This window comes from Mycobacterium sp. RTGN6 (genome assembly GCF_033804605.1).
Classification (GTDB): Bacteria; Actinomycetota; Actinomycetes; order Mycobacteriales; family Mycobacteriaceae; genus Mycobacterium.
On the sequence record NZ_JAPZKZ010000002.1, the window covers coordinates 351,648 to 373,660 of the forward strand.

Below are 22,013 nucleotides of genomic sequence, written 5' to 3' on the forward strand. Positions count from 1 at the left end.
AGCCGCGGAGGGCCGACGGGGCAGCGCGAGCCGCGGTTCGGCATCTGGTCTGCGGTGATTGGGGATGAACTTCTACGATCGTCGCGTGGCCACGCGGCAGAGAACCAATACCCGAGCGAAGGACGACGACCGCACCAAGACGTGCCAGATCCTGGACAGCGCGCTCGGTGACGGGCAGCTGTCGATGGAGGAACACCGTCAGCGCGTTGCGGCGGCCACCACGGCGCCCACGCTCGGAGACCTTCAGGCATTGGTGGACGACCTTCAGACCGGGAACGCGCCGGTGCAGCTGCCCAACCTGAGCAAGCCCTCGCGGCTCACCAGTGGCGGCAACTCCGGCGGTCGGGCCTGGGGCTTCACCGCCGCCATCACGGCGGTGCTGGTCGTGCTCGGCATCGCGATCGGCTGGGGCCTCTACGGCAATTCCTCCTCGCCGCTGGACTTCACCACGGACCCCGGTGCCAAGCCCGACGGCGTCGTGCCGATCGTGAAGACGCCACCCACCGAACTGCAGTCACTCGGCGGGTTGAGTGGACTGTTCGAGCAGATGCGCAAGAAGTTCGGCGATACGACGGGCTACTCGATGACGATCTACGACACGCGCGCCAGCCTGACCCGACCCGATCCGCGCGATGACCGGCGAGTGCTGTCCTACGAATATCGCGGCGGCTGGGACGATCCGACTTCGACCACCAAGAGCGACGACGACCGCGTCGTCGACCTCGCCAAGTTCGACTTCCCCGTGATCATCGGGATGGCCAAGGGCGCGCCCGAGATCCTGAGGCTGGGCTCGCAAACCATCGAGGACACCCGCATCGGCCTCGACCCGTCCGACGACCCGCTCAACCCCGACTCGCTCGACATCGACATCTACGTGACGGGTGAGTTCAACAGCGGCTACATCTCGGTCGGCCCGGACGGCACCTGCAAGCGCTGCGAACCCGCCTCCTAATCCTTCGCCAACACCCGCACCGTCGGCTCGATGTAGCGGTATATATATCGGCGCGATACAATTGGCCGACGTGTTGAGTCGTCGTAGCGACAAGCAAAGGAGGTGGTTCGGATGCTGGAGCTCGCAGTCCTGGGTCTTCTGCTCGAATCGCCGATGCATGGCTACGAACTGCGCAAGCGGCTGACCGGCTTGCTTGGCGCGTTCCGCGCGTTCTCGTACGGTTCGCTGTACCCGGCGCTGCGTCGCATGCAGGCCGACGGGCTCATCGTCGAGAACGCCGCCCCCGAGGGCACCCTCAAGGTGCGCCGCGCGCGACGCGTCTACGAGATGACCGACGCCGGCAAGACGCGGTTCACCGAACTGGTCGCCGACACCGGACCGCAGAACTACACCGACGACGGTTTCGGCGTGCACCTCGCGTTCTTCAACCGCACGCCGGCCGAAGCCCGGATGCGCATCCTCGAAGGGCGCCGCCGCCAGGTCGAGGAACGTCGCGAAACCCTGCGCGACGCCGTCGCTCGCGCCACCAACTCGCTCGACCGCTACACCCGCCAGCTGCATCAGCTCGGGTTGGAATCCAGCGAGCGCGAAGTCAAGTGGCTCAACGAATTGATCGCGGCTGAACGCGTGGCGCAGGGACGCGCCGAGCAACAGCCCTGAGCAACATCCACAACTACAACCAGCACCCGATAGTCCAGTAGGAGAAGGAGACCGTCCCATGTCCGAATTGAACGGAACGACCCCCAGCACTGACGTCCGGGTCGCCATCGTCGGCGTCGGCAACTGCGCATCCTCATTGGTCCAGGGTGTGCAGTACTACCTCGACGCCGACGAGAACAGCACCGTGCCCGGCCTCATGCACGTGAAGCTGGGCCGGTACCACGTCCGCGACGTGAAGTTCGTCGCCGCGTTCGACGTGGACGCCAAGAAGGTCGGCTTCGATCTGTCGGAGGCCATCTTCGCGTCGGAGAACAACACCATCAAGATCGCCGACGTGCCGCCCACCAACGTCACGGTGCAGCGCGGCCCGACGCTCGACGGCATCGGCAAGTACTACGCCGAGACCATCGAGGTGTCCGACACCGAGGCCGTCGACGTGGTCAAGGTGCTCAAGGACGCCAAGGTCGACGTCATGGTGTCCTACCTTCCCGTCGGCTCGGAAGAGGCCGACAAGTTCTACGCCCAGTGCGCCATCGACGCCGGGGTGGCGTTCGTCAACGCGCTGCCGGTGTTCATCGCCTCGGACCCGGTGTGGGCCAAGAAGTTCGAAGACGCTGGCGTGCCGATCGTCGGCGACGACATCAAGAGCCAGGTCGGCGCCACCATCACCCACCGCGTGATGGCCAAGCTGTTCGAGGACCGCGGCGTGCAACTCGACCGCACCATGCAGCTCAACGTCGGCGGCAACATGGACTTCCTCAACATGCTCGAGCGCTCGCGCCTGGAGTCGAAGAAGATCTCCAAGACGCAGGCCGTCACCTCCAACCTGCAGAAGGAATTCAACGCCAAGGACGTGCACATCGGCCCGTCCGATCACGTCGGCTGGCTCGACGATCGCAAGTGGGCCTACGTCCGCCTCGAGGGTCGCGCCTTCGGTGACGTGCCGCTGAATCTGGAGTACAAGCTCGAGGTGTGGGACTCGCCGAACTCGGCGGGCGTCATCATCGACGCGGTGCGTGCCGCCAAGATCGCGCTGGACCGTGGCGTCGGCGGCCCCGTCGTCGCCGCGTCGGCGTACCTCATGAAGAGCCCGCCCGAGCAGATGGCCGACGACATCGCCCGCACGCAGCTGGAAACCTTCATCGAAGGCTGAGCTTCCTCCCCCTTCACCGACACTGCGGGGAGATCGCGAATCCGAGCGGAAATGCGATCTCCCCGCAGTTTCGGCGTTTCTGGGGGTCGTTAGAGTCACGTCCGTGGTCTCTGATGACGAGTTGGCAAGCCTCGACGAATTTGGGCTGCTGCCCGAGAACGCCGAACAGATCGGTGCGACGGGTCCACTCCCGACCGTCGCGCGCCTCGACCTCGGCGACGTCAGCGCGCTTCAGTGGGGTGACGAGCCGCCCGAGGTGGTGTTCCTGCACGGCGGCGGGCAGAACGCTCACACCTGGGACACCGTGATCCTCGGGCTCGGCGTGCCCGCACTCGCGATCGACCTGCCCGGCCACGGCCGTTCGGCATGGCGCGAGGACGGCGACTACGGCCCGACGCTCGCCGCGGAGAAGCTCATCCCCGTGTTGCGCGTGCACGCCCCCAGACCGCGGCTCGTCGTCGGCATGTCGCTCGGCGGGCTGACGGCGCTTCGCATCGCCGCCACGGAACCGGCGCTGGTGCCCGAACTGGTGCTCGTCGACGTCACGCCGTCGGCGCCGGAGCGCCACGAGCAGATGACCAAGGCGCAGATGGGCACCGTCGCGCTGGTGCAGGGCGACCGTACGTTCCCGACGTTTGCAGCGATGCTCGACGTGACGGTGGCCGCCGCACCGCATCGCGACCGTAACTCGTTGCGCCGCGGTGTCTTTCACAACTCCAAGCGCCTCGACGACGGCGGGTGGACGTGGCGGTACGACTCGTTCCGCAAGGGCGACGGGTTCGCGAACCTGTGGGACGACGTGCCCGCGATCACGATGCCGACGACCTTGGTTCGCGGGGCCAACTCGTTCTTCGTCAACGACGAGGACGCCGCGGCCTTCGCCAACGGCGCACCGGGATTCCAGCGCACGCACGTCGTCGCGGACTCCGGCCACTCGGTGCAGGGCGACCAGCCCGCCGCGCTGGTCGCCATCCTGCGCGACATCCTCGACGCTTGACCCGGACGACCGGCCGCGTTGCCAGCTGTTCATCAGCCGGTTCACATCTGATTGCCCTGCGCCAGTAATTTCACGCGAGACGCGTCGCCACAGCCCCGGCCGGCGCTCTCTGCGTGAAAGGACCTTGCCTGATGGCGCTCTTGCCGCTGAATCTGTTCGTCCAACACGACGGGCGATCGTCGCGGCAACGAGTGACCTGCCGCTACCGGTGCGGCGAGGCGTGCTTCCATCCCGCGCCGAACACCAGCGACAACGAGTACTTCGGCGACGTCGTGAAGCAGGCGATGTCACGGCGCTCCGTGCTGCGCGCGACCGGGGTCACGGTGCTCGCCGTCGGCGCAGGCACCGCGCTGGCCGCGTGCGGGGGCGACGAGACCCCCGCCGCCTCCACCCCGACCACGCCCGCCGAGCCCGCCACCCCGCCCGGCATGAACTTCACCGCCGTCGCACCCAACAGCGAGGACGTCGTCGTCATCCCCGACGGCTACCAGCAGAAGGTCGTGATCAGCTGGGGCGATCCGGTGGTACCCGGCGCGCCGGTGTTCAACGTCGGAGCCCAGTCGGGCGCCGCCCAGCGTCAACAGTTCGGATTCAACAACGACTTCGCCGGGCTGCTCCCGATCGAGGGCCAGCAGAACCGCTTCCTGCTCGTCACCAACCACGAGTACGCCACGCCTCAGTTCATGTTCCCCGGATACGACGCCGACGCCCCCACCCGCGAGCAGTTCGACATCGAGATCGCATCGCTCGGCATGAGCGTGGTCGAAGTCGAGCGCACCCCGCAGGGACTACGCCCCGTGATGGGCCGCTACAACCGGCGCATTACCGCCGACACCCCGATGGCGCTCATCGGGCCCGGCGCGGGAACCGACTTCGTCAAGACGCCTGCGGACCCCGCCGGCCGCACCGTCGCCGGTACGTTCGCCAACTGTGCGGGCGGTGTGACCCCGTGGGGCACAGTGCTTTCCGGGGAGGAGAACTTCAACCAGTACTTCGGCGCCGCCAAGGATGCACCCAAGCCCAACCCGGCCGACGCCGACCGGCTCAAGCGCTACGGCTTCAAGTTGGAGCCCTCCGAGCTGCTGTGGGAGACGTTCGACCCGCGCTTCGACGTGGCGAAGACGCCCAACGAGGTCAACCGGTTCGGGTGGGTCGTCGAGGTCAACCCGTGGGACCCCGCGTCGGTGCCGGTCAAGCACACCGCGATGGGTCGGCTGAAGCACGAGGGCGCCAACATCTTCGTGACGTCCGACGGCACCGTCGTCGCCTACACCGGTGACGACGAGCGCTTCGACTACATGTACAAGTTCGTGTCGAGCAAGAAGGTCCAGCCGGGCAACACTCCAGAAGCCATGGCGCACAACATGACCCTGCTCGACGAGGGCACGCTGTACGTGGCGAAGCTATCGAGCGACATTCCGGCCGACCAGGTCGACGGCTCCGGCAAGCTCCCGGCCACGGGCTCATTCGCAGGCACCGGCACGTGGCTCCCGCTACTGCGCTCGGGCCCAGGCGGCCAAGCCGAGTCGCTCGTCCCTGGCATCAGCGCGCAGGAGGCGGCCGTCTTCACCCGGTTCGCCGCAGACAAGGCCGGCGCCACCAAGATGGACCGGCCGGAGGACTTCGAGGCCAACCCGAAGACCGGCAAGGTCTACGTCGCGCTGACCAACAACGACAAGCGCGGCGTCGAGGGCAAGGCCGGACCCGACGCGGCCAACCCGCGCATCGACAACAAGAGCGGCCAGATCCTCGAGCTCACCGACGACCACGGTGGCACGTCGTTCACGTGGGACCTACTGCTGGTGTGCGGCGACCCCGAAGCGGCCGACACCTACTACGGCGGGTTCGACAAGACCAAGGTCAGTCCGATCTCGTGCCCGGACAACCTCGCCTTCGACAGCCATGGCAACCTGTGGATCTCGACCGACGGCAACGCGCTGGACTCCAACGACGGGTTGTTCGCCGTCGCGCTCGACGGCCCCAACCGCGGCGAGACCCGCCAGTTCCTCACCGTGCCGCTCGGCGCCGAGACGTGTGGGCCCGTCGTCACCGACGACTTGGTGACGGTGTGCGTCCAGCATCCCGGCGAGCACGACGACAACAGCATCGACAACCCGCTGTCCCGCTGGCCCGAGGGCGACAACGGAACGGCCCGGCCATCGGTGGTCGCCGTGTGGCGCGACGGCGGGAATATCGGCGTATGAGCACACGTACGTTAAGAACATGAGCTTCCCCACTCGCATCGGCGTCCAACTCCAGCCCCAGCACTCCCCCAACTACGGCCACCTTCGCGACGCGGTCCGGCGCTGCGAGGACCTCGGCGTCGACGTCGCCTTCAACTGGGATCACTTCTATCCGTTGTACGGCGATCCCGACGGCGCCCACTACGAATGCTGGACGATGTTGGGCGCCTGGGCCGAGCAGACCTCGCGCATCGAGATCGGCGCGCTGGTGACGTGCAACTCCTACCGCAATCCCGAACTGCTCGCCGACATGGCCCGCACCGTCGACAACATCTCTGACGGCCGGCTGATCCTCGGCATCGGATCGGGCTGGAAGGACAAGGACTACGTCGAGTACGGCTACGAGTTCGGCACCGTGGGCAGCCGGCTGAACGACCTCGCAGCCGCGCTACCGCGCATCACGTCGCGGCTGGCCAAGCTGAATCCCCAACCGGTGCGCGACATCCCGATCCTCATCGGCGGGCAGGGCGAACAGAAGACGCTGAAACTGGTTGCGCAGTACGCCCATCAGTGGCACGGATTCACCACCACCGAGACGTACCCCGCCAAGGCCAAGGTGCTAGCTGAGCACTGCGCGGCCTTGGGTCGTGATCCTGACACGATCGAGCGGTCCGCCGGCGTCACCGGCAAGGGTGCCGAACTGCTGGCCGACGCCGACGCACTGGTCGCGCTTGGCGTGAGCCTGCTAACCGTCGGCGTCAACGGCCCCGACTACGACCTGACCGACGCCGAGGCGCTGTGCCGCTGGCGCGACGATCGCGCCGCCGGCTAGCCGGGTAAGGATTCGCGGGCCCGCTTCCGTGATGGCGATGGTGTGCTCGGAGTGCGCGGTGTTCGACCCGTCTGCCGAGCGCAGGGTCCACCCGTCCGCATCCATGGCGAGGCGATCGCTGCCTCGCGCCCACCACGGTTCGAGCGCGAAGGTCATGCCCGCCCGCAGCAGCAATCCGCGCCCGCGGCGTCCACGGTTGGCGATGTGGGGATCCTCGTGCATCGTGCGACCCAACCCATGACCGCCGAATTCAGCGTTGACGCGGTACCCGGCTTCGGTGGCCACTTCGCCGATTGCGGCGGAGATGTCACCAAGATGCCCGCCGGGTACCGCGGCGGCGATACCCGCGTCCAGGGCTCTTCGCGTCGAATCGATCAGCGCCCTGTCGGCGAAATCGACACCGTCGCCGACTATCACCGTGACCGCGGAATCGGCCACCCAACCGTCGATCGAAACGGCGAAGTCCAGGCTCAGCACGTCGCCGTCACGCAGCACGTATTCGCGTGGTTTGCCATGTAGCACCGCATCATTGACCGAGAGGCAGATGACGTTCCGGAACGGACCTCGACCGAATGACGGTGCGTAGTCCCAGTAGCAAGATTTGGCACCTCGGTCGGTGATCAGCGCACGGGCGTGGTGCTCGAGCTGCATCACGTTCACTCCTGGCTGCGCCTCGATCGACAACGTAGCCAACGTCTCCGCGACGAACTCACCGGTCACCGCCATCTTGTCGATTTCTCGAGCGGTCTTGAGTTCAATCATGGCGGCCTCCATCGATCGGTATTTTTATACCGATGCGACGGTACCAGAGCTCGGTACTTAAATACCGGCTACGCTCACCGGCATGGTGCGTGTACCTCTGAGCCCCGAGCAGGTGCGGGCCGGACAACGGCTCGGCGCGCTGATTAGGACAGCCCGAGCTGGCCGTGACCCCGAGCTGATCGCTCGCAATGCCGGCATCTCACCCGAGACACTGCGCAAGATCGAGGTCGGCCGAATGCCCAGCCCGAGCTTCGGCACGGTAGTTGGACTCTGCGATGCGCTCGGGTTGCCGCTACAGCACGCCGTCGATGCTTGGCAGGCGACGGACAACCAACGGATGGCGATCTAAGCCGCCACCACCTAACTCGGCGTAACGAGAACGACAGTCTCGTTTGGTCGGTTTCGAGGGATATGTGGTAGCACCCGTCCGTGAGGTGCGGCGGACGTGAGAGACTCCTCGAGCCATGCCCAAGAAGTACGGGGTCAAAGAGAAGGACCAGGTCGTCGCCCACGTCGTGAACCTGCTCCTCACCGGCAAGTTGCGCACCGGAGATCGGTTGGACCGCAACGAGATCGCCGAGGAGTTGGGGCTCAGTCGGGTTCCGGTCCAGGAGGCGGTCGTCCAACTCGAACACGACGGGGTGTTGTCGACGCGCTACCACCGCGGCGCCTTCGTCCAGCGTTTCGACGAAGACGTCGTGCTCGAGAACCACGAGTTGTACGGGGTGCTCAACGGCATCGCCTCGGCGCGCGCGGCCGCCGACCCCACTCCGAAGCTGCTGCACGACCTCGACCGGCAACTCGACGTCCTGCGCGCGAGTTCGGAGACCAAGGCCTTCCACGAGAACGCGTTGCGCTACCGCAAGTTAGTCAACGACGCCTACGCCGGGCCGCGCCTGCACGCCGCCATCCTCGCCGCGCAGGTCTTCATGCCGCGCGCATATTGGTCGACGTACCTGGGCAGCCACGACGAGTTGGTGCCGTACTACGAGGCGGAGAACGCCGCGATCCACGACCGCGACCCGAGCGCCGCGCGGACCGCCTGCGTCGAGCGGTCCGAGGTGCTCGGACGGATCATGATCAGCGAATTGGTGCGCCGCCGCGTGCTCGGCCCGGATTCGCCCGTCGACGGGTCATCCACCAGATTCTGAGTGAGCCCAACCCGCCTCAGCCGCCGCGGTGACGGCTACGTTGCGAACATGACGCGGTTACTCAAGGCGAGCGTCGCGGCGCTCGTCGTCCTGATGACGTTCGCCATGGGCTGGGCCCCAACGGCGGGCGCCTACGGCGACCAGTGCGCGCCGCCGGGCATCCAGAGCGCGAGCGCGCTGCCCACCAACCTGGCCGCGGCGGCCAAGGGTCCCGACGAGGACAAGTACACGACCGCAAGCGTCCCGCCGCTCGCCTCCGTGAACCGCGACGCGCTCGGGCTGAGCACCCCTGGGGTGCTGACCGTCGGCACGCTGTCGGACGCGCCGCCGAGCATCTGCATCGACTCGGCGGGCCAGTTCACCGGCTTCGACAACGAGTTGTTGCGCGCGGTCGCCGAGAAGCTGGGCCTTCAGGTGAACTTCGTTGGGACCGAGTTCTCGGGACTGCTGGCTCAGGTGGCGGCGCGGCGCTTCGACGTCGGCTCGTCGTCGATTACCACCACCGACGCGCGGCGGCGCACGGTCGGGTTCACCAACGGCTACGACTTCGGCTACTTCTCTCTCGTGGTGCCGACCGGTTCACCGATCACCGGCTTCGACAAGCTGGCCGCCGGGCAGCGTATCGGCGTCGTTCAGGGCACCGTCCAAGAGGCGTACCTCGTCGACACCCTGCACCTCGACCCCGTCAAGTTCCCCGACTACAACACCGTGTACGCCAGCCTGAAGACGGGGCAACTCGACGCATGGGTGGCGCCGTCGCAGCAGGCGCTGGGCACCGTCCAAGCCGGTGATCCCGCCACGATCGTCGAAAACACCTTCAGCTTGGACAATTTCGTGGCCTACGCGGTGGCCAAGGAGAACAAGCCGCTCATCGACGCGCTGAACTCCGGGCTCGACGCGGTGATCGCGGACGGCACGTGGGCGCGGCTGTACTCCGACTGGGTGCCGCGCGCACTTCCGCCCGGCTGGAAGCCCGGCAGCAAGTCCGCTCCGGTGCCTACGCTGCCCGACTTCGCCGCCATCGCCGCGGGGAACGGACCGGCCGCTCAATCCGGCGCCGCGCCGAAGTCGACACTCGCGCAACTGAAGGATTCGTTCCTGGATTGGGACCTCTACAAGCAGGCCATCCCCGACCTGTTCAAGACGGGCCTGCCGAACACGCTGATCCTGACGTTCTGCGCCAGCATCATCGGGCTGGTCCTCGGCATGCTGCTGGCCGTCGCGGGCATCTCCCGCGCGCGCTGGCTGCGCTGGCCGGCCCGCGTGTACACCGACGTGTTCCGCGGGCTGCCCGAGGTGGTCGTGATCCTCATCATCGGGCTCGGCTTCGGACCCGTCGTCGGCGGGCTGACCAACAACAACCCCTACCCGCTCGGGATTGCCGCACTCGGCCTGATGGCGGCGGCCTACGTCGGCGAGATCTTCCGCTCCGGCATCCAGAGCGTCGAGGCGGGTCAGCTGGAAGCCTCACGCGCACTGGGGTTCAGCTACTCGGAGTCGATGCGGCTGGTGGTGATCCCGCAGGGCGTGCGACGGGTGCTGCCCGCGCTGGTCAACCAGTTCATCTCGCTGCTGAAGGCCTCGTCGCTGGTCTACTTCCTCGGTCTGATCGCCAGCCAGCGGGAACTGTTCCAGGTGGGCCGCGACCTCAACGCGCAGACCGGCAACCTCTCGCCGTTGGTGGCCGCCGGGCTCTTCTATCTGATGTTGACGATCCCGCTGACGCACCTGGTGAACCTGATCGACGACCGACTGCGGCGCGGTAGACAGGTCGCCGAACCCGACGACCCGCTGGACCCGGCGAGTCCGGCCCGAACCCAGGAGATCGTGTGAGCACCCCGTCGCCCGAACCGGTGTCGTTGGCCGCCAACGACGTTCACCTGTCCTTCGGCGCCAACGCGGTGCTGCGCGGCGTCGACCTCGACGTTCCAGCCGGTACGACGGCCGCCGTCATCGGGCCGTCGGGGTCGGGCAAGTCGACGCTGCTGCGCACGTTGAACCGGTTACACGAACCGGATCGCGGCGACATCCTGCTCGACGGGCGCTCGGTGCTCAAGGACGATCCGGACGCGCTGCGACAACGCATCGGCATGGTGTTTCAGCACTTCAACCTCTTTCCGCACCGGACCGTGCTCGACAACGTCACGCTGGCTCCGCGCAAGCTCAAGCGGCTCGGGGGCGACGAGGCTCGCGAGCTCGGCCTCGCCCAGCTAGACCGAGTCGGGTTGCGCCACAAGGCGGATGCCCGGCCTGCCACGCTGTCCGGCGGTCAACAGCAGCGGGTGGCCATCGCACGGGCGCTGGCGATGGCGCCGCAGCTGATGTTCTTCGACGAGGCGACGTCCGCGCTGGATCCCGAACTGGTCAAGGGCATCCTGGCGCTCATCGCCGAGTTGAAGTCCGACGGCCTGACCTTGGTGGTGGTCACGCACGAGATGGGCTTCGCGCGGTCGACGGCCGACGCCGTCGCCTTCATGGACCGCGGCCAAGTGGTGGAGTCCGGACCGCCGGAGCAGGTATTCGAAGCGGCCGAGACCGAGCGGCTGCAAAGATTCCTGTCCCAAGTTCTCTAAACCACGTTGCATTCCGCTTCTGAAAGACGCCAAGAGGTTAGACTGCCAAAATTATGGTGGAAACCGAACCACAGGTCACTGAACTGGCCGGGGAGCTCCAAGCGACGCTCTCAAAGCTGTTCTCGGTGCTCCGTCGTACCGACTCCAGCCGCAATGCCACCGACACCGGCGCCGACCTGACGTTGGCGCAGCTATCGATCCTGCTGACGCTCCTCGATCAGGGCCCGATGCGCATGACGGAGCTCGCCGCCCACGAGCGGGTCCGCACCCCCACCACCACGGTGGCCATCCGCCGGCTCGAGAAACTGGGGCTGGTCAAGCGGTCCCGCGACCCGTCGGACCTACGCGCCGTGCTCGTCGACGTGACCCCGCGCGGCCTGGTGCAACACCGCGAGGCGCTGGCCACCCGCCGGGCCGCCCTCGGTGCCCTGCTGAGCAAGCTGACCGCTGAGGAACGGGCCACCCTGGCGGGCGCGATCACCTCGTTGGCCAAGCTAGCCCAACAGTCCGTCGACTAGTCTTCCGGCGGCCCCGGTACATCCACCGCCTCCGGCGGCACCGCGCGCCGAAGCACGTTGGCCGCGTGCCGCATCAGCGCCGCATCCACCAGCTTCCCATCGCGACCCACCGCTCCGACGCCCCCCGCCTGCGCCCGCCGGTAGTCCTCGACGATCGCGCGGGCATCGGCGAGGTCGTCGTCCGTTGGCGTGAAGACTGCGTTCGCGACGGGCACCTGATCGGGATGGATCGCCCACTTGCCGTCGAAGCCGAGCAGGCTCGCATGCGTCGCGGCGCGGCGGTACCCGTCGGAGTCCCGATACCCGGGGTAGGGCGCGTCGATCGCGGCGACGCCCGCCGCGCGCGCGGCAGCCAGTACCTGTACCCGCACCGCGTGCCAGTAGTCGCCCGGGTACTCACCGACCGGCTGGAAGTTTCCGTCGACGCGGGCCCGCAGCGAGGCCGACAAGTCGCCCGCTCCGAAGATGACTGCCTCCAACCGGTCACTGGCACGGGCGATCTCGGCGGCATGCAGTAGCCCGTCGGCCTCCTCGATGAGCGCCTCCAAACCGATGCGACGCGCGAGCCCCAGCTTGGCCTCCAGCTGGGTGAGCAGCACGTCGACCCACCAGACATCCCGGGCGGCAAGGACTTTCGGCACGATGATCACGTCGAGCGCGTCACGTGCACCGGTGACGACCTCCACGATGTCCCCGTAACACCACGGGGTGTCGAGGCCGTTGATCCGGATCGCGCGGATGGTATCGCCCCAGTCCAGGTCCGTCAGCGCGGCGACGGCCGTGACGCGGGCGGACTCCTTCGCGGCGGGCGCACACGCGTCTTCGAGGTCGAGGAACACCAGATCCGCGCCGGCCTTCGCCGCCACTTCGCACATGTGCTCGTTGCTCGCTGGTGTCGCGAGTTCGCTTCGGCGCGGCCGACTTCGGCTTGGTTGGGTCATGACGGCTCCCTGGGTTCAGATGGTGCCAGCCGCGCGCAGGGCGGCGAGGCGGTCGGTGTCGAGTCCCAATAGTTCGGCGAAGACGGCGTCGGTGTCGGCACCGAGGGCCCGCCCGAGGTGCGCGACGTGGCCCGGCGTCTCGCTGAGCCGCGCGACGGGACCCTGCACGGTCATGGCCCCCAGGTCCGGATCGTCGAGCGTCACGAACGTTCCCCGAGCCCGCAGGTGCTCGTCGGCGAGCAGTTGCTGCGCGTCGTAGATCGGCGCGGCCGCAACGTCTTCGGCGAGGAACACCTTCATCGCGTGCTCGAAGGTATGGCCTGCGATCCACGCGGCGACCAGTCCGTCGACCTCCGCCGAGCGCGCCTGCCGGGGCACCGGGTCGACGTACTCGGGGCGCGCCGCGAGGTCGGCCCTGTCGATTGCGCGGTACACGCGCGCCGCCACGCTCGACGACGCGCTCGAGATGGCGATCCATCGGTCGTCGGACGTGCGGTAGGCGTTGCGCGGTGCGCTCGCATCGACCCGGTTGCCGGTGCGGCCCTGGAGCTGGCCGAGCTGGTCGTAGGCCAGCGTCGCCTGCTCGACCAGCCGGGCCAGCGGCTCGATGAGGCTCACGTCGACGAGTTGGCCTGGGCTGCAGTGCACGTCGCGGTGATACAACGCCATCATGACGGCATAGGTAGCGGCCTGCGCCGCGACGCCGTCGGCCAGCATGAAGGGCGGCAACGTGGGCGGGCCATCGGGCTGACCGGTGACGTGGGCGAACCCACTCATGGCCTCGGCGAGCGTGCCGAAACCCGGACGGTCGCTGGCCGGCCCACCCGCGCCGTATCCCGTGACGTGGAGCATGACGAGCAGCGGGTACTGCGCGTGAAGCGTCTGGTAGTCGAGCCCCCACCGGGCCAGGGTGCTGGGCCGGGTGTTGATCACCAGGACGTCACTGACCTCGAGCAGGCCGTGCAGAAGCGCGCGGCCGTCGGCCGTCCGCATGTCGAGCGTGACGCACTTCTTGTTGCGGCTCACGCTCTTCCAGATCAGCCCGACGTCGTCACGCCGGGCACCCCACGTCCGCAACGGGTCGCCGACGCCAGGTTGCTCCACCTTGATGACCTCGGCGCCGAACTCCCCGAGTGCAGTGGCGACCAAGGGCCCCGCCGCAAGCGTCGCGGCGTCGATCACCCGGATGCCCGACAGCGGCAACGTGCTCACAGTGCCGGTTCGGCGACCATCTCGAAGAACGCGGCGCCCGAATCCGGAATGCGGTTCTGATGGAACACGTTCACCGCATACGACACCAGGATCATCGAGTACAGCATGTGCATGAGCCGGATCGCCTCGGCAGGCAACGCGTTCACGTCCAGCCCGTCGAGGTGGGCGATCGCCCGCTCGGCGTGCGGCGCGATCGCGTCGTAGAACTCGACCAGCTCGTCGAAGGGACGGTCCAACCGTGCGGCGTACCGTTCGGCTCGGGTCGCGAGCGCCCAGTCGTTCACCCATCGTTCGAGTTCGGAGAAGCCCTCCGGCAGTTGGCGTTCCGTCATGACTTCTGCTCCTGCCCAGCCTGGTGCGCCGCGACGGTGTCCCGGATGACCGTGTGGAACTGCCGGATCAGCAGTTCCTGGTCGCTGAGGTGGAAGGTGGTCTGCGCGCGGGTCTTCAGCGCCGAGTGCGTGGCCTCGATGGTGTTGACGTCCTGCATGGCGAACTCGATGGTGCTGTCCACCACCACTTCCTGAGCCAGCCGCTCGTGCGCGTTGGCCGGTGGCACGAAGTACAGGTCGATCTCGTAGACGTGGGTGTCGACCGTCTCGGGCCAATAGGTGTAGGTGATGTAGTAGTTGCGGGCCCAGAGCTGGATCGAAATGTTCGGGAAGACCCAGAACTGGTCGTTGCCCCACGACGCGATGTTGCCGCGGTTTAGAAAGCTCGGCAGCGGTCCGATGTCGGGCACGTCGTCGGGTCCGAATAGCCCGGCGCGGAACAGCTTGTATACCCACCGTTGGTCCTGGCGCGGCTCGCCTGCGCCGCCGGGCGCACGCGGCGCCAAGATGGGCGGCCCTGGCACCGACGTCAGCATGTGCGGCCGGAACAGGTCGTAGTGGTACGAGTCGACGGGCGGCACCATCTTCTCGGCCTTGGAGACGTCCGGGTCGATGAAGCGCCCGTGGACGTAGGGCGGGTGGTACCACTCGCAGACCGAGTCGACGGCCAGCTTCCAGTTGCCCTTGATCTGCGTCGCGAAGCCGTAGTGCTGCGTCATGAGGTCGAACGGGTATGACTCCATGCCCAGCAGGCCCTCGCCCAGGAACGTGCGCAGTGGCTCCGCGTCGTCGGAGAGGTTGACGAAGATGAAGCCCGCCCACACCTCGCAGTGCACCGCCGGCATGCGCAGCTTGCTCTTGTCGAGGTCGAAGAACTCCTCCTCGTTGGTGATGTGGTTGACCACGCCGTTGAGCCCGTAGCGCCACCCGTGGTACTTGCAGGAGAACGCGCGGCAGCTGCCCGCCGACTCCTCCTGCGGATGTTCCTGCCACACCACCTTGTTGCCGCGGTGTGCGCAGACGTTGTGGAACGCGTAGACGTTGTCGTCGAGGTCGCGGGTGATGACGAGCGACGCCAGCCGGCCCGGCAGCTCCCGCGTGAAGTAGGACCCCTTGCGCGGCAGGCGTTCCATGCGCCCGATGCACAGCCAGCTGCGCTCGAACACGGCCTTGCGCTCGGCGGCGAAGAACTCCTCGGAGATGGAGTCTTCGTAGTTCACCGGGCCGGTGCCGAGGTCGGGGTAGTCGGGGGTGAACTTTCCGCGCCCGGTGGCGAGGCGCTGCTGAATGCTTGTCACGAGTTGGCTCCTTCGTCGACATGGTGGCCGTTGGACCAGGGCTGCTGGTCCCAGGGGCGATCGAGCGGCTCCATCTCACCGCCGAACGGGAAGAATGCACGCTGCGCGTACGTCTCCCGGGCCAGGCCGTGACCGAGCTCGTCGATGAATGCGCGCTTGAGCGGATTGGTGAACAGCTGGCGGGAGTACCGCAGCGTCAGCGGCGGGCGCCTGACGAGTTCGCGGGCCAGTTCCCAGGCGCGATCGAGGAGTTGGTCCTTGGGCAGCACCTCGTTGACCACCCCCCATTCCTTGGCCTCCTGCGCGCCGAGCTTCTTGCCGGTGAGCAGGAAGTAGCGGGCCCGCGTGTGGCCGGCGAGGAAGCTCCAGATGACGTGCTGTCCGTCGCCGGGGACCTGCCCGCGCGGAAAGTGCGACGCGTCCTGGAAGTACGCGTCGTCCGACGCCAGCACGATGTCGCCCATCAACGGCACCTCGGAGTGCATGTTGCACGGGCCGTTGACGGCGCTGATCATCGGGACGTCGACGTCGAGTACGTTGAAGATCAGATGCCTTGCATACCAGGCCTTCTCGTCGAGCTTGACCAATCCGCGGGTGCCGGGCATCAACAGGTACTCGGGCTGCTCCGGCGGGTCACCGTTGGGTAGCCGACCCCAGTTGGCGTTGTAGTTCGCACCGGTGCCCGTGTGAATCAGCACCTTGATCTCGCGGTCGCCCGCGACGTCGGCGAACGCGTCGCACATGTCGTCGTGGGCCTGCCAGCTCCACACCAGGCTGTCGCCTCCCGTGTGGCACTGCATGAACAGGATGCCGTCGTCGGTCAGCTCGAACTTGTAGTTGGCATAACGGTTTTGGTATTCGGTGAATCTCGTGCGCTTCGCCATTGAGAGTCCTCTCGGTCGTTACGTTCCGGTCAAGCGCGCCACGATGGGCGCAAACCTCTGAGCCTGGGTCTGCTGAACTGTCACGTAGTTGGTGCCGTAGTCCTCGCGGCGCGCCTGCAGTGTCTCGGCGATGGCGTCGGCGGATCCGACGAGCACGTTGGGGTGGTCGCGCAACACCTCGAGCGTCATCCCCGTCTTTGTGGCGACGCGCTCGTAGGCGGTTTCGACGTCGGCAGCGGCGGCGGATTCGACGATCGAGACGAAGTACGGCGAGGTCTCGATGTCCAGGTCGCCGATACGCGTCGCCGCCGCCGTCCGTACGTACTCGAAGCGGCGCACCGCCTCCTCCTGCGGGGTGAGCCCGTCATCGTTGCGCAGCGTGAACGGCACGGTGTTGATGCTGACGATGTCGGCCTCCTGGCCGGCGTAGGTCAACACCCGCCTTCCTCCGCCGCCGATCATGACCGGCGGGTGCGGGCGTTGGACCGGTTGCGGGGTTCCCTTGTAGCCGTTGACGTTCACGTACTCGCCGCTGCGGTCCAGCTCCTCGCCTGCGCAGTGCGCCTTGACCAGCGCGACGACCTCCTTGAGCTTCGCGATGCGCCGGCCGGGCGTGTCGAAGGCGATCCCCATCGCCTCGTACTCGACCCCGCTCCACCCAGCGCCGATCCCGACCTCGAGCCGGCCGTCGGACAACAGGTCCAGCGTCGCCACCTCCTTGGCCAGCACTGCGGGGACGTGGTAGTCGACGCAGAACACCCGGCAGCCGACGCGCAGCACCGTCGTGTGGGCGGCCGCCGCAGCGATCGCCGCGATGGGAGCCAGGTCCTGACGCGGGGTGTGAGCGGCGCGCTGGGCGGGTCCCGGGCCGAGGTAGTGGTCGGCGAGAAAGAGCGTCGTGTATCCGAGCTCCTCTACCTTGCAGGCGAATTCACGCCAGTCGCGTGCCCCGGAGGCGTTGGTCGCCTGAATCGCGAAGCGGAAGGGCTGCCTGTCCACGACGCCGAGCGTACTCGGAATCTCGACTTAAGTATACGGTTTTGTATATTTGTTTTGATTGGCGCGGGCACCGAGCATCGGGCCGCTCGCGCTGTAGCCGCCGTCGACGGGAAGCGCTGCTCCGGTGATGAAGGACGCGTCGTCACTGGCCAGAAACAACGCGGCGGCAGCCAGTTCGGCGGGCTCACCCCAGCGCGCCATCGGCGTCGGCAGGTGCGCCCCATCGGGGACCTCGGCATCCGGGCTGCCACCCGCGCGCCCGGTATACGTCATGCCCGGACAGATCGCATTGATGCGAATGCCGGAGCGGGCGTAGTCCAGCGCAGCGGATTTCGTCATCTCGACGACCCCCGCCTTCGTCGCGGCGTAGCACGACAGGCCCTTCCACCCGACCAATGCGGACGCCGACGCCGTGTTGATGATCGCGCCTCGGTTGGCGCGCAGCATCACCGGAAGCGCGTACTTCATCCCGAGGAAGACGCCCTTGAGGTTCACGGCGATCAACCTGTCGAAGAAGTCCTCGTCGGTGTCGGCCAGCTTGGCCCGAGGACCGCCGATACCGGCGTTGTTGAAGAGGACGTCCAGCCCTCCGAACCGCTCGACCGCGACGTCGACCATGCGCTGGACGTCACCGGCATGGGTGACGTCGGCGCGCACCGCAACCGCCGAATCGCCGATGGCGTCCGCGGCGTCCGACTCGGTGCCGGTGACGTCGACGCAGACGACCCGCGCTCCCTCTGCGGCGAACAGCTTGGCCGCCGCCCATCCGATGCCCGAACCCGCGCCCGTGATCAGCGCGACCTTGCCGTCAAGCCGGCCGGTGGATGCTCCGCCCATGTGTCGTCGACTCCCTTCTGCTTCGCATTGCCACCTAAGTATACGACAGAGTATATTTTGTTGATAGGGTGGTGATTACCCGACCACCCCAACCAAGGCGACCGAAAGGCGGCTCGACATGGCCGAAACGATGGCGCTCAGCCCGGAACTGGGCGCCGAGCTCGTCGACTACGGAACCGGCGACGACCTGCTCGACGACGCAGTGATCGCGCAATGCCGGGAGGCGCTCAAGTGGCGCGGCGTGCTGCTGATCCGTGGCGCGCACTTCGACGACGATGCCCAGCTGGCGTTCAGTAGGAAGTTCGGCGGGCAGGGCGGTACCCCTGGCGGCAAGGAACTGTCGACCATCTCGATGGACAAGAAGGTGAACAAGCTCGCCGAGTACCTCAAGGGCGCGTTTCACTGGCACCTCGACGACACCACCAGCGACGTCCCGTCGCGGGCGACGATGCTCACCGGGCGGCGGCTGTCGGCCGAAGGTGGCGGCACCGAGTTCGCCAATACCTATGCGGCATACGAGAACCTGCCCTCACACGAACGCAAGCGCTACGACGGGCTGCGGGTCGTGCACAGCTTCGAAGCCGCTCAGCGGAAGGTGAATCCCGACCCGACCCCCGACGAGCTCGCCAGTTGGCGCACCGTACCGAGCCATGAGAGCTCACTCGTCTGGCAACGCCGCGACGGGCGGCGCTCCCTGGTCATCGGCGCCACCGCCGACCACATCGTCAGCGTGGCCGCCGACGAGAGTCGAGCCCTGCTCGACGAACTGCTGGCATGGACGACGCAATCGCGGTTCTGCCACGCCCACGACTGGTCGGTCGGTGACGCCGTGCTGTGGGACAACACGGCAGTGCTGCACCGCGCCCTGCCCTACGACCCGTCGTCGGACCGCATGCTTCGCCGGACCCACGTCAAGGGCCAGGAGGCCTGGGCGTGAAGACCGCGCTGGTCACCGGCGGTGCGTCGGGTATCGGGTTGGCTATCGCGGATCGACTCCGGGCGGACGGCAACCACGTCGCCACCATCGACCTGACCGCATCGGGCACCGACTTCAGCTACGCCGCCGACGTCACCGACCGGGCGCAGCTCGACGACGCGCTCGGCGCCATCCGCGGCGCGCTGGGGCCCATCACGATCCTCGTCAATGCCGCGGGGATGACGTCGTTCCGCCGGTTCACCAACATCGGCTTCGACGAATGGTGCAAGGTCATCGACGTCAACCTGCACGGCGTCTTCCACGTCACTCAGGCGGTGCTGCCCGACATGTTGGAGGCCGGTTGGGGGCGGATCGTCAACATCTCCTCGTCGAGCACCCACTCCGGTTCGCCCTTCCAGGCGGCCTACGTCGCAGCGAAGTCGGCCGTCAACGGGCTCACGAAAACCCTTGCGCTGGAATACGGTCCGCAGGGCATCACGGCCAACGTGGTGCCGCCCGGCTCCATCGACACGCCCATGCTGCGCAAGGCCGAGGCGGACGGTCTCCTTGGCGGAACGGTGGAGGACATCGCCGCGCAGATCCCGGTCCGGCGGATCGGCCAGCCCGAGGACATCGCTGCCACCTGCGCGTTCCTGGTTTCCGAGGAGGCCGGCTACATCACCGGCCAGCTCGTCGGCGTCAACGGCGGACGCTGCACCTAGCTCGAAGGAGAGCCATGTACCACCGCACGCAACTGTTCATCGACGGCGAGTGGACGGCGCCCAGCGGTGGGGCCGCCATCGACGTCGTGTCACCGCACACCGAGCAGGTGATCGGACGGGCGCCTGCCGCATCGCCCGCCGACGTCGACCGTGCGGTGGCCGCCGCCCGCGCGGCCTTCGACACCGGTCCGTGGCCGCGGTTGGCGCCCGAAGCGCGCATCGCCGCCGTCGAGCGACTGGCCGCCGCATACAAGGAGCGGCGCGGCGAAATGGCCGAGCTGATCTCCGCCACGATCGGCGCGCCCATCACGTTCGCCAAACACGTGCAGGCCCGCCTTCCACTGACGGCCATGGCGGCATTCTGCAAGGTAGCCGCCGCGTACCCGTGGGACGAGGTCCGACCGGGCTTCTACGGCAAGGACATTCGCGTCACCCGGCAACCGGTCGGGGTGGTCGCGGCGGTGGTGCCGTGGAACATGCCGCAGTTCCTCACCATCGGCAAGGTCATCCCCGCGCTGCTCGCCGGCTGCACCGTCGTGCTCAAGCCTGCGCCGGAGTCGGCGCTCGACGCCCTGCTGTTCGCGGAGCTCGTCGAGTCAGTGGACCTACCGCCCGGCGTGCTCAACGTGGTGCCCGGTGATCGCGCGGCCGGTGCGGCGCTGGTGGCCCATCCCGGCGTCGACAAGGTGTCGTTCACCGGGTCGACGGCGGCGGGCCGCAACGTGGCGATCGCATGCGCCGAGGGACTCAAGCAGGTCACCCTCGAACTCGGCGGGAAGTCGGCCGCCATCGTGCTCGACGACGCCGACCCGGCCGCCACCGCGAAGGCCATCCAGATGGCCAGCCTCGCCAACAGCGGGCAGGTCTGCAACGCGCTCAGCCGGGTGCTCGTACCCGCCTCCCGCGCAACCGAATTCGTCGACGCCTTGCAGGCGGAGTTGGTGGGGCTGACGGTCGGTGATCCCTCAAACCCGGCGACCCAGCTGGGTCCGCTCGTCGCGCAGCGTCAGCAGGATTCGGTGCGCGGCTACATCGCCGACGGCCTGCGCCAAGGCGCGCGGCTGGTGGTCGGCGGCGGGGACCTTCCCGACGGCCTCGACCGCGGGTGGTACGTGCGCCCGACGTTGTTCGCCGACGCCACCAACGACATGCGCATCGCCCGAGAGGAGATCTTCGGTCCGGTGCTCACCGTCATTCCGTACCGGGACGAGGAAGATGCCGTCGCAATCGCCAACGACTCCGACTACGGGCTGGCGGGTGCGGTGTTCACCGCGGACTCCGCGCACGGGCTGGCGCTCGCCGCACGCGTGCGCGCCGGTTCGTTCGGCGTCAATGAGGGTTACATCATGGATCCCCTGGCCCCGTACGGCGGCATGAAGGCCAGCGGCTGGGGCCGCGAACTCGGTCGGGAGGGAATCGACGGATACGTTGTCAGCCAGTCGATTTCGGGGGTCAGCGCGGAATGACGCCGCGGAGGAACAACCGCACCGCGTACTGGAGGTGACGCTCCTGCTGCTTCTTCGACCGGTAGACGCCGAAGTCGGCCATCCGCGCGGGCACCGCCTCGACCATCGCTAGGAAGTGCTCCGCGGCCAGTTCGAGATCGTCGACCTCGATGGTGCCGAGTTCCTGGTGGCGCCGCAGCAACTCGGTGGCGACCCGCTGACGCCCCGCCCACATCATCGACTCGGCGGAGACGTTGAACTCCGGAAACAGTGCGGCCTCGTTGAACGCGATGCGTTTGAGCCGCACGTTCTGTGGGTGCGTGGCGCGGGCCAGTGATGCGCGGCCCAATGCAAGCAATGCCGTCTCGAGATCGTCGTCGTCGAACTCGCCGAGGGACTCGTCGTCGGTGTAACGCGCCAGCGCCCAAGGGATCACGTCGGCGAACACCGCGCGCTTGTCGGGATAGCGGGCGTACAGCGACCGCTTGGTGATGCCCGCCGCGCGGGCGATCGCCTCCATACTGGCTCCGGCATAACCCATTTCGACGAACGTGGCCACCGCCGCCTCGCGCACCGCCAAGTCGAGCTGCTTCGCCTCGGCTTGCGTGGGCCGTCCTCGCCGTGTCGCCACCAGCCGAATTGTACG

The 22,013-nt window shown here is 67.5% G+C and carries 23 protein-coding genes; 14 read left to right on the top strand and 9 right to left on the bottom strand.

What is annotated here, in order from left to right:
• Positions 1-85 precede the first annotated feature (85 nt).
• The 6 genes from SLQ33_RS05960 to SLQ33_RS05985 all read left to right on the top strand — a co-directional run bounded on the left by SLQ33_RS05960 (position 86) and on the right by SLQ33_RS05985 (position 6,777).
• A complete protein-coding gene (locus SLQ33_RS05960; RefSeq protein ID WP_413467587.1) occupies positions 86-952 on the top strand; it encodes a DUF1707 SHOCT-like domain-containing protein in 867 nt (288 codons plus the stop codon).
• Between the two features lie 111 nt (positions 953-1,063).
• Positions 1,064-1,612 (top strand): PadR family transcriptional regulator, encoded by a 549-nt coding sequence (locus SLQ33_RS05965; protein WP_319452879.1) that lies wholly within the window; start codon positions 1,064-1,066, stop codon positions 1,610-1,612.
• A 58-nt stretch (positions 1,613-1,670) separates the two neighbouring features.
• Positions 1,671-2,765, top strand: a complete 1,095-nt coding sequence (locus SLQ33_RS05970; protein WP_319452880.1) for an inositol-3-phosphate synthase — start codon at positions 1,671-1,673, stop codon at positions 2,763-2,765.
• Positions 2,766-2,868: 103 nt separating this feature from the next.
• Positions 2,869-3,762: an alpha/beta hydrolase gene (locus SLQ33_RS05975; protein WP_319452881.1), complete on the top strand. Its 894-nt coding sequence runs from the start codon at positions 2,869-2,871 to the stop codon at positions 3,760-3,762.
• A 131-nt stretch (positions 3,763-3,893) separates the two neighbouring features.
• Complete coding sequence (locus SLQ33_RS05980) at positions 3,894-5,966, top strand: PhoX family phosphatase (RefSeq protein WP_319452882.1); 2,073 nt, start codon at positions 3,894-3,896, stop codon at positions 5,964-5,966.
• A gap of 19 nt (positions 5,967-5,985) precedes the next feature.
• On the top strand, positions 5,986-6,777 hold the full coding sequence (locus SLQ33_RS05985; RefSeq protein WP_319452883.1) for an LLM class F420-dependent oxidoreductase: 792 nt from the start codon (positions 5,986-5,988) through the stop codon (positions 6,775-6,777).
• Here the strand turns inward: SLQ33_RS05985 and map are convergent.
• The gene (gene map / locus SLQ33_RS05990; RefSeq protein WP_319452884.1) at positions 6,691-7,539 is read right to left on the bottom strand and encodes a type I methionyl aminopeptidase; all 849 of its coding nucleotides are present in this window, start codon (positions 7,537-7,539) and stop codon (positions 6,691-6,693) included. The two genes, SLQ33_RS05985 and map, sit on opposite strands and share 87 nt — an antisense overlap.
• 82 nt (positions 7,540-7,621) lie before the next feature.
• Between map and SLQ33_RS05995 the strand changes: the two genes are divergently transcribed.
• The 5 genes from SLQ33_RS05995 (at position 7,622) to SLQ33_RS06015 (ending at position 11,781) form a co-directional block, all read left to right on the top strand.
• Positions 7,622-7,888: a helix-turn-helix transcriptional regulator gene (locus SLQ33_RS05995; protein ID WP_319452885.1), complete on the top strand. Its 267-nt coding sequence runs from the start codon at positions 7,622-7,624 to the stop codon at positions 7,886-7,888.
• 115 nt (positions 7,889-8,003) lie between these two features.
• Positions 8,004-8,690: a GntR family transcriptional regulator gene (locus SLQ33_RS06000; RefSeq protein WP_319452886.1), complete on the top strand. Its 687-nt coding sequence runs from the start codon at positions 8,004-8,006 to the stop codon at positions 8,688-8,690.
• A gap of 48 nt (positions 8,691-8,738) precedes the next feature.
• Entirely contained in the window at positions 8,739-10,523 is a 1,785-nt protein-coding gene (locus tag SLQ33_RS06005) for an ABC transporter substrate-binding protein/permease (protein ID WP_319452887.1), read from the top strand.
• On the top strand, positions 10,520-11,263 hold the full coding sequence (locus SLQ33_RS06010) for an amino acid ABC transporter ATP-binding protein (RefSeq protein WP_319452888.1): 744 nt from the start codon (positions 10,520-10,522) through the stop codon (positions 11,261-11,263). The genes SLQ33_RS06005 and SLQ33_RS06010 overlap by 4 nt, the downstream gene beginning before the upstream one ends.
• A gap of 53 nt (positions 11,264-11,316) precedes the next feature.
• On the top strand, positions 11,317-11,781 hold the full coding sequence (locus SLQ33_RS06015; protein ID WP_319452889.1) for a MarR family transcriptional regulator: 465 nt from the start codon (positions 11,317-11,319) through the stop codon (positions 11,779-11,781).
• Here the strand turns inward: SLQ33_RS06015 and SLQ33_RS06020 are convergent.
• Genes SLQ33_RS06020 through SLQ33_RS06050 form a run of 7 tightly spaced genes read right to left on the bottom strand, consistent with a single transcriptional unit; the run spans position 11,778 to position 18,284 of the window.
• A complete protein-coding gene (locus SLQ33_RS06020) occupies positions 11,778-12,722 on the bottom strand; it encodes a CoA ester lyase (protein ID WP_319452890.1) in 945 nt (314 codons plus the stop codon). The genes SLQ33_RS06015 and SLQ33_RS06020 overlap by 4 nt on opposite strands.
• A 15-nt stretch (positions 12,723-12,737) precedes the next feature.
• A complete protein-coding gene (locus SLQ33_RS06025; protein ID WP_413467588.1) occupies positions 12,738-13,934 on the bottom strand; it encodes a CaiB/BaiF CoA transferase family protein in 1,197 nt (398 codons plus the stop codon).
• Positions 13,931-14,266 carry a hypothetical protein gene (locus SLQ33_RS06030; protein ID WP_319452891.1) on the bottom strand — a complete coding sequence of 112 codons (336 nt, stop codon included), beginning with the start codon at positions 14,264-14,266 and terminating at the stop codon, positions 13,931-13,933. Before SLQ33_RS06030 ends, SLQ33_RS06025 begins: the two co-directional genes overlap by 4 nt.
• Positions 14,263-15,564: an aromatic ring-hydroxylating dioxygenase subunit alpha gene (locus SLQ33_RS06035; RefSeq protein WP_319452892.1), complete on the bottom strand. Its 1,302-nt coding sequence runs from the start codon at positions 15,562-15,564 to the stop codon at positions 14,263-14,265. The genes SLQ33_RS06030 and SLQ33_RS06035 overlap by 4 nt, the downstream gene beginning before the upstream one ends.
• Complete coding sequence (locus SLQ33_RS06040; RefSeq protein ID WP_319452893.1) at positions 15,561-16,448, bottom strand: enoyl-CoA hydratase/isomerase family protein; 888 nt, start codon at positions 16,446-16,448, stop codon at positions 15,561-15,563. The genes SLQ33_RS06035 and SLQ33_RS06040 overlap by 4 nt, the downstream gene beginning before the upstream one ends.
• 18 nt (positions 16,449-16,466) lie before the next feature.
• Positions 16,467-17,447, bottom strand: a complete 981-nt coding sequence (locus tag SLQ33_RS06045; protein WP_319452894.1) for a TIGR03621 family F420-dependent LLM class oxidoreductase — start codon at positions 17,445-17,447, stop codon at positions 16,467-16,469.
• A 27-nt stretch (positions 17,448-17,474) separates the two neighbouring features.
• Entirely contained in the window at positions 17,475-18,284 is an 810-nt protein-coding gene (locus tag SLQ33_RS06050) for an SDR family NAD(P)-dependent oxidoreductase (RefSeq protein ID WP_319452895.1), read from the bottom strand.
• Between the two features lie 118 nt (positions 18,285-18,402).
• Here SLQ33_RS06050 and SLQ33_RS06055 point away from each other — a divergent pair, with 118 nt between their 5' ends.
• Genes SLQ33_RS06055 through SLQ33_RS06065 form a run of 3 tightly spaced genes read left to right on the top strand, consistent with a single transcriptional unit; the run spans position 18,403 to position 21,388 of the window.
• The gene (locus SLQ33_RS06055) at positions 18,403-19,221 is read left to right on the top strand and encodes a TauD/TfdA family dioxygenase (RefSeq protein WP_319452896.1); all 819 of its coding nucleotides are present in this window, start codon (positions 18,403-18,405) and stop codon (positions 19,219-19,221) included.
• Positions 19,218-19,922 carry an SDR family NAD(P)-dependent oxidoreductase gene (locus SLQ33_RS06060; RefSeq protein WP_319452897.1) on the top strand — a complete coding sequence of 235 codons (705 nt, stop codon included), beginning with the start codon at positions 19,218-19,220 and terminating at the stop codon, positions 19,920-19,922. Before SLQ33_RS06055 ends, SLQ33_RS06060 begins: the two co-directional genes overlap by 4 nt.
• 14 nt (positions 19,923-19,936) lie before the next feature.
• Entirely contained in the window at positions 19,937-21,388 is a 1,452-nt protein-coding gene (locus SLQ33_RS06065; protein ID WP_319452898.1) for an aldehyde dehydrogenase, read from the top strand.
• Here SLQ33_RS06065 and SLQ33_RS06070 read toward each other — a convergent pair.
• Positions 21,375-21,998: a TetR/AcrR family transcriptional regulator gene (locus tag SLQ33_RS06070; protein ID WP_319452899.1), complete on the bottom strand. Its 624-nt coding sequence runs from the start codon at positions 21,996-21,998 to the stop codon at positions 21,375-21,377. The genes SLQ33_RS06065 and SLQ33_RS06070 overlap by 14 nt on opposite strands.
• Between the last annotated feature and the right edge of the window lie 15 nt (positions 21,999-22,013).

Excerpts from the sequence above, each read along its gene's own strand:
- SLQ33_RS05965 (WP_319452879.1), top strand. The coding sequence starts at position 1,064 with ATGCTGGAGCTCGCAGTCCTGGGTCTTCTGCTCGAATCGCCGATGCAT.
- SLQ33_RS05970 (WP_319452880.1), top strand. The coding sequence starts at position 1,671 with ATGTCCGAATTGAACGGAACGACCCCCAGCACTGACGTCCGGGTCGCC.
- SLQ33_RS05980 (WP_319452882.1), top strand. The coding sequence starts at position 3,894 with ATGGCGCTCTTGCCGCTGAATCTGTTCGTCCAACACGACGGGCGATCG.
- SLQ33_RS05985 (WP_319452883.1), top strand. The coding sequence starts at position 5,986 with ATGAGCTTCCCCACTCGCATCGGCGTCCAACTCCAGCCCCAGCACTCC.
- map (WP_319452884.1), bottom strand. The coding sequence starts at position 7,539 with ATGATTGAACTCAAGACCGCTCGAGAAATCGACAAGATGGCGGTGACC.
- SLQ33_RS05995 (WP_319452885.1), top strand. The coding sequence starts at position 7,622 with ATGGTGCGTGTACCTCTGAGCCCCGAGCAGGTGCGGGCCGGACAACGG.
- SLQ33_RS06000 (WP_319452886.1), top strand. The coding sequence starts at position 8,004 with ATGCCCAAGAAGTACGGGGTCAAAGAGAAGGACCAGGTCGTCGCCCAC.
- SLQ33_RS06005 (WP_319452887.1), top strand. The coding sequence starts at position 8,739 with ATGACGCGGTTACTCAAGGCGAGCGTCGCGGCGCTCGTCGTCCTGATG.
- SLQ33_RS06015 (WP_319452889.1), top strand. The coding sequence starts at position 11,317 with ATGGTGGAAACCGAACCACAGGTCACTGAACTGGCCGGGGAGCTCCAA.
- SLQ33_RS06020 (WP_319452890.1), bottom strand. The coding sequence starts at position 12,722 with ATGACCCAACCAAGCCGAAGTCGGCCGCGCCGAAGCGAACTCGCGACA.
- SLQ33_RS06030 (WP_319452891.1), bottom strand. The coding sequence starts at position 14,266 with ATGACGGAACGCCAACTGCCGGAGGGCTTCTCCGAACTCGAACGATGG.
- SLQ33_RS06040 (WP_319452893.1), bottom strand. The coding sequence starts at position 16,448 with ATGGCGAAGCGCACGAGATTCACCGAATACCAAAACCGTTATGCCAAC.
- SLQ33_RS06050 (WP_319452895.1), bottom strand. The coding sequence starts at position 18,284 with ATGGGCGGAGCATCCACCGGCCGGCTTGACGGCAAGGTCGCGCTGATC.
- SLQ33_RS06055 (WP_319452896.1), top strand. The coding sequence starts at position 18,403 with ATGGCCGAAACGATGGCGCTCAGCCCGGAACTGGGCGCCGAGCTCGTC.
- SLQ33_RS06065 (WP_319452898.1), top strand. The coding sequence starts at position 19,937 with ATGTACCACCGCACGCAACTGTTCATCGACGGCGAGTGGACGGCGCCC.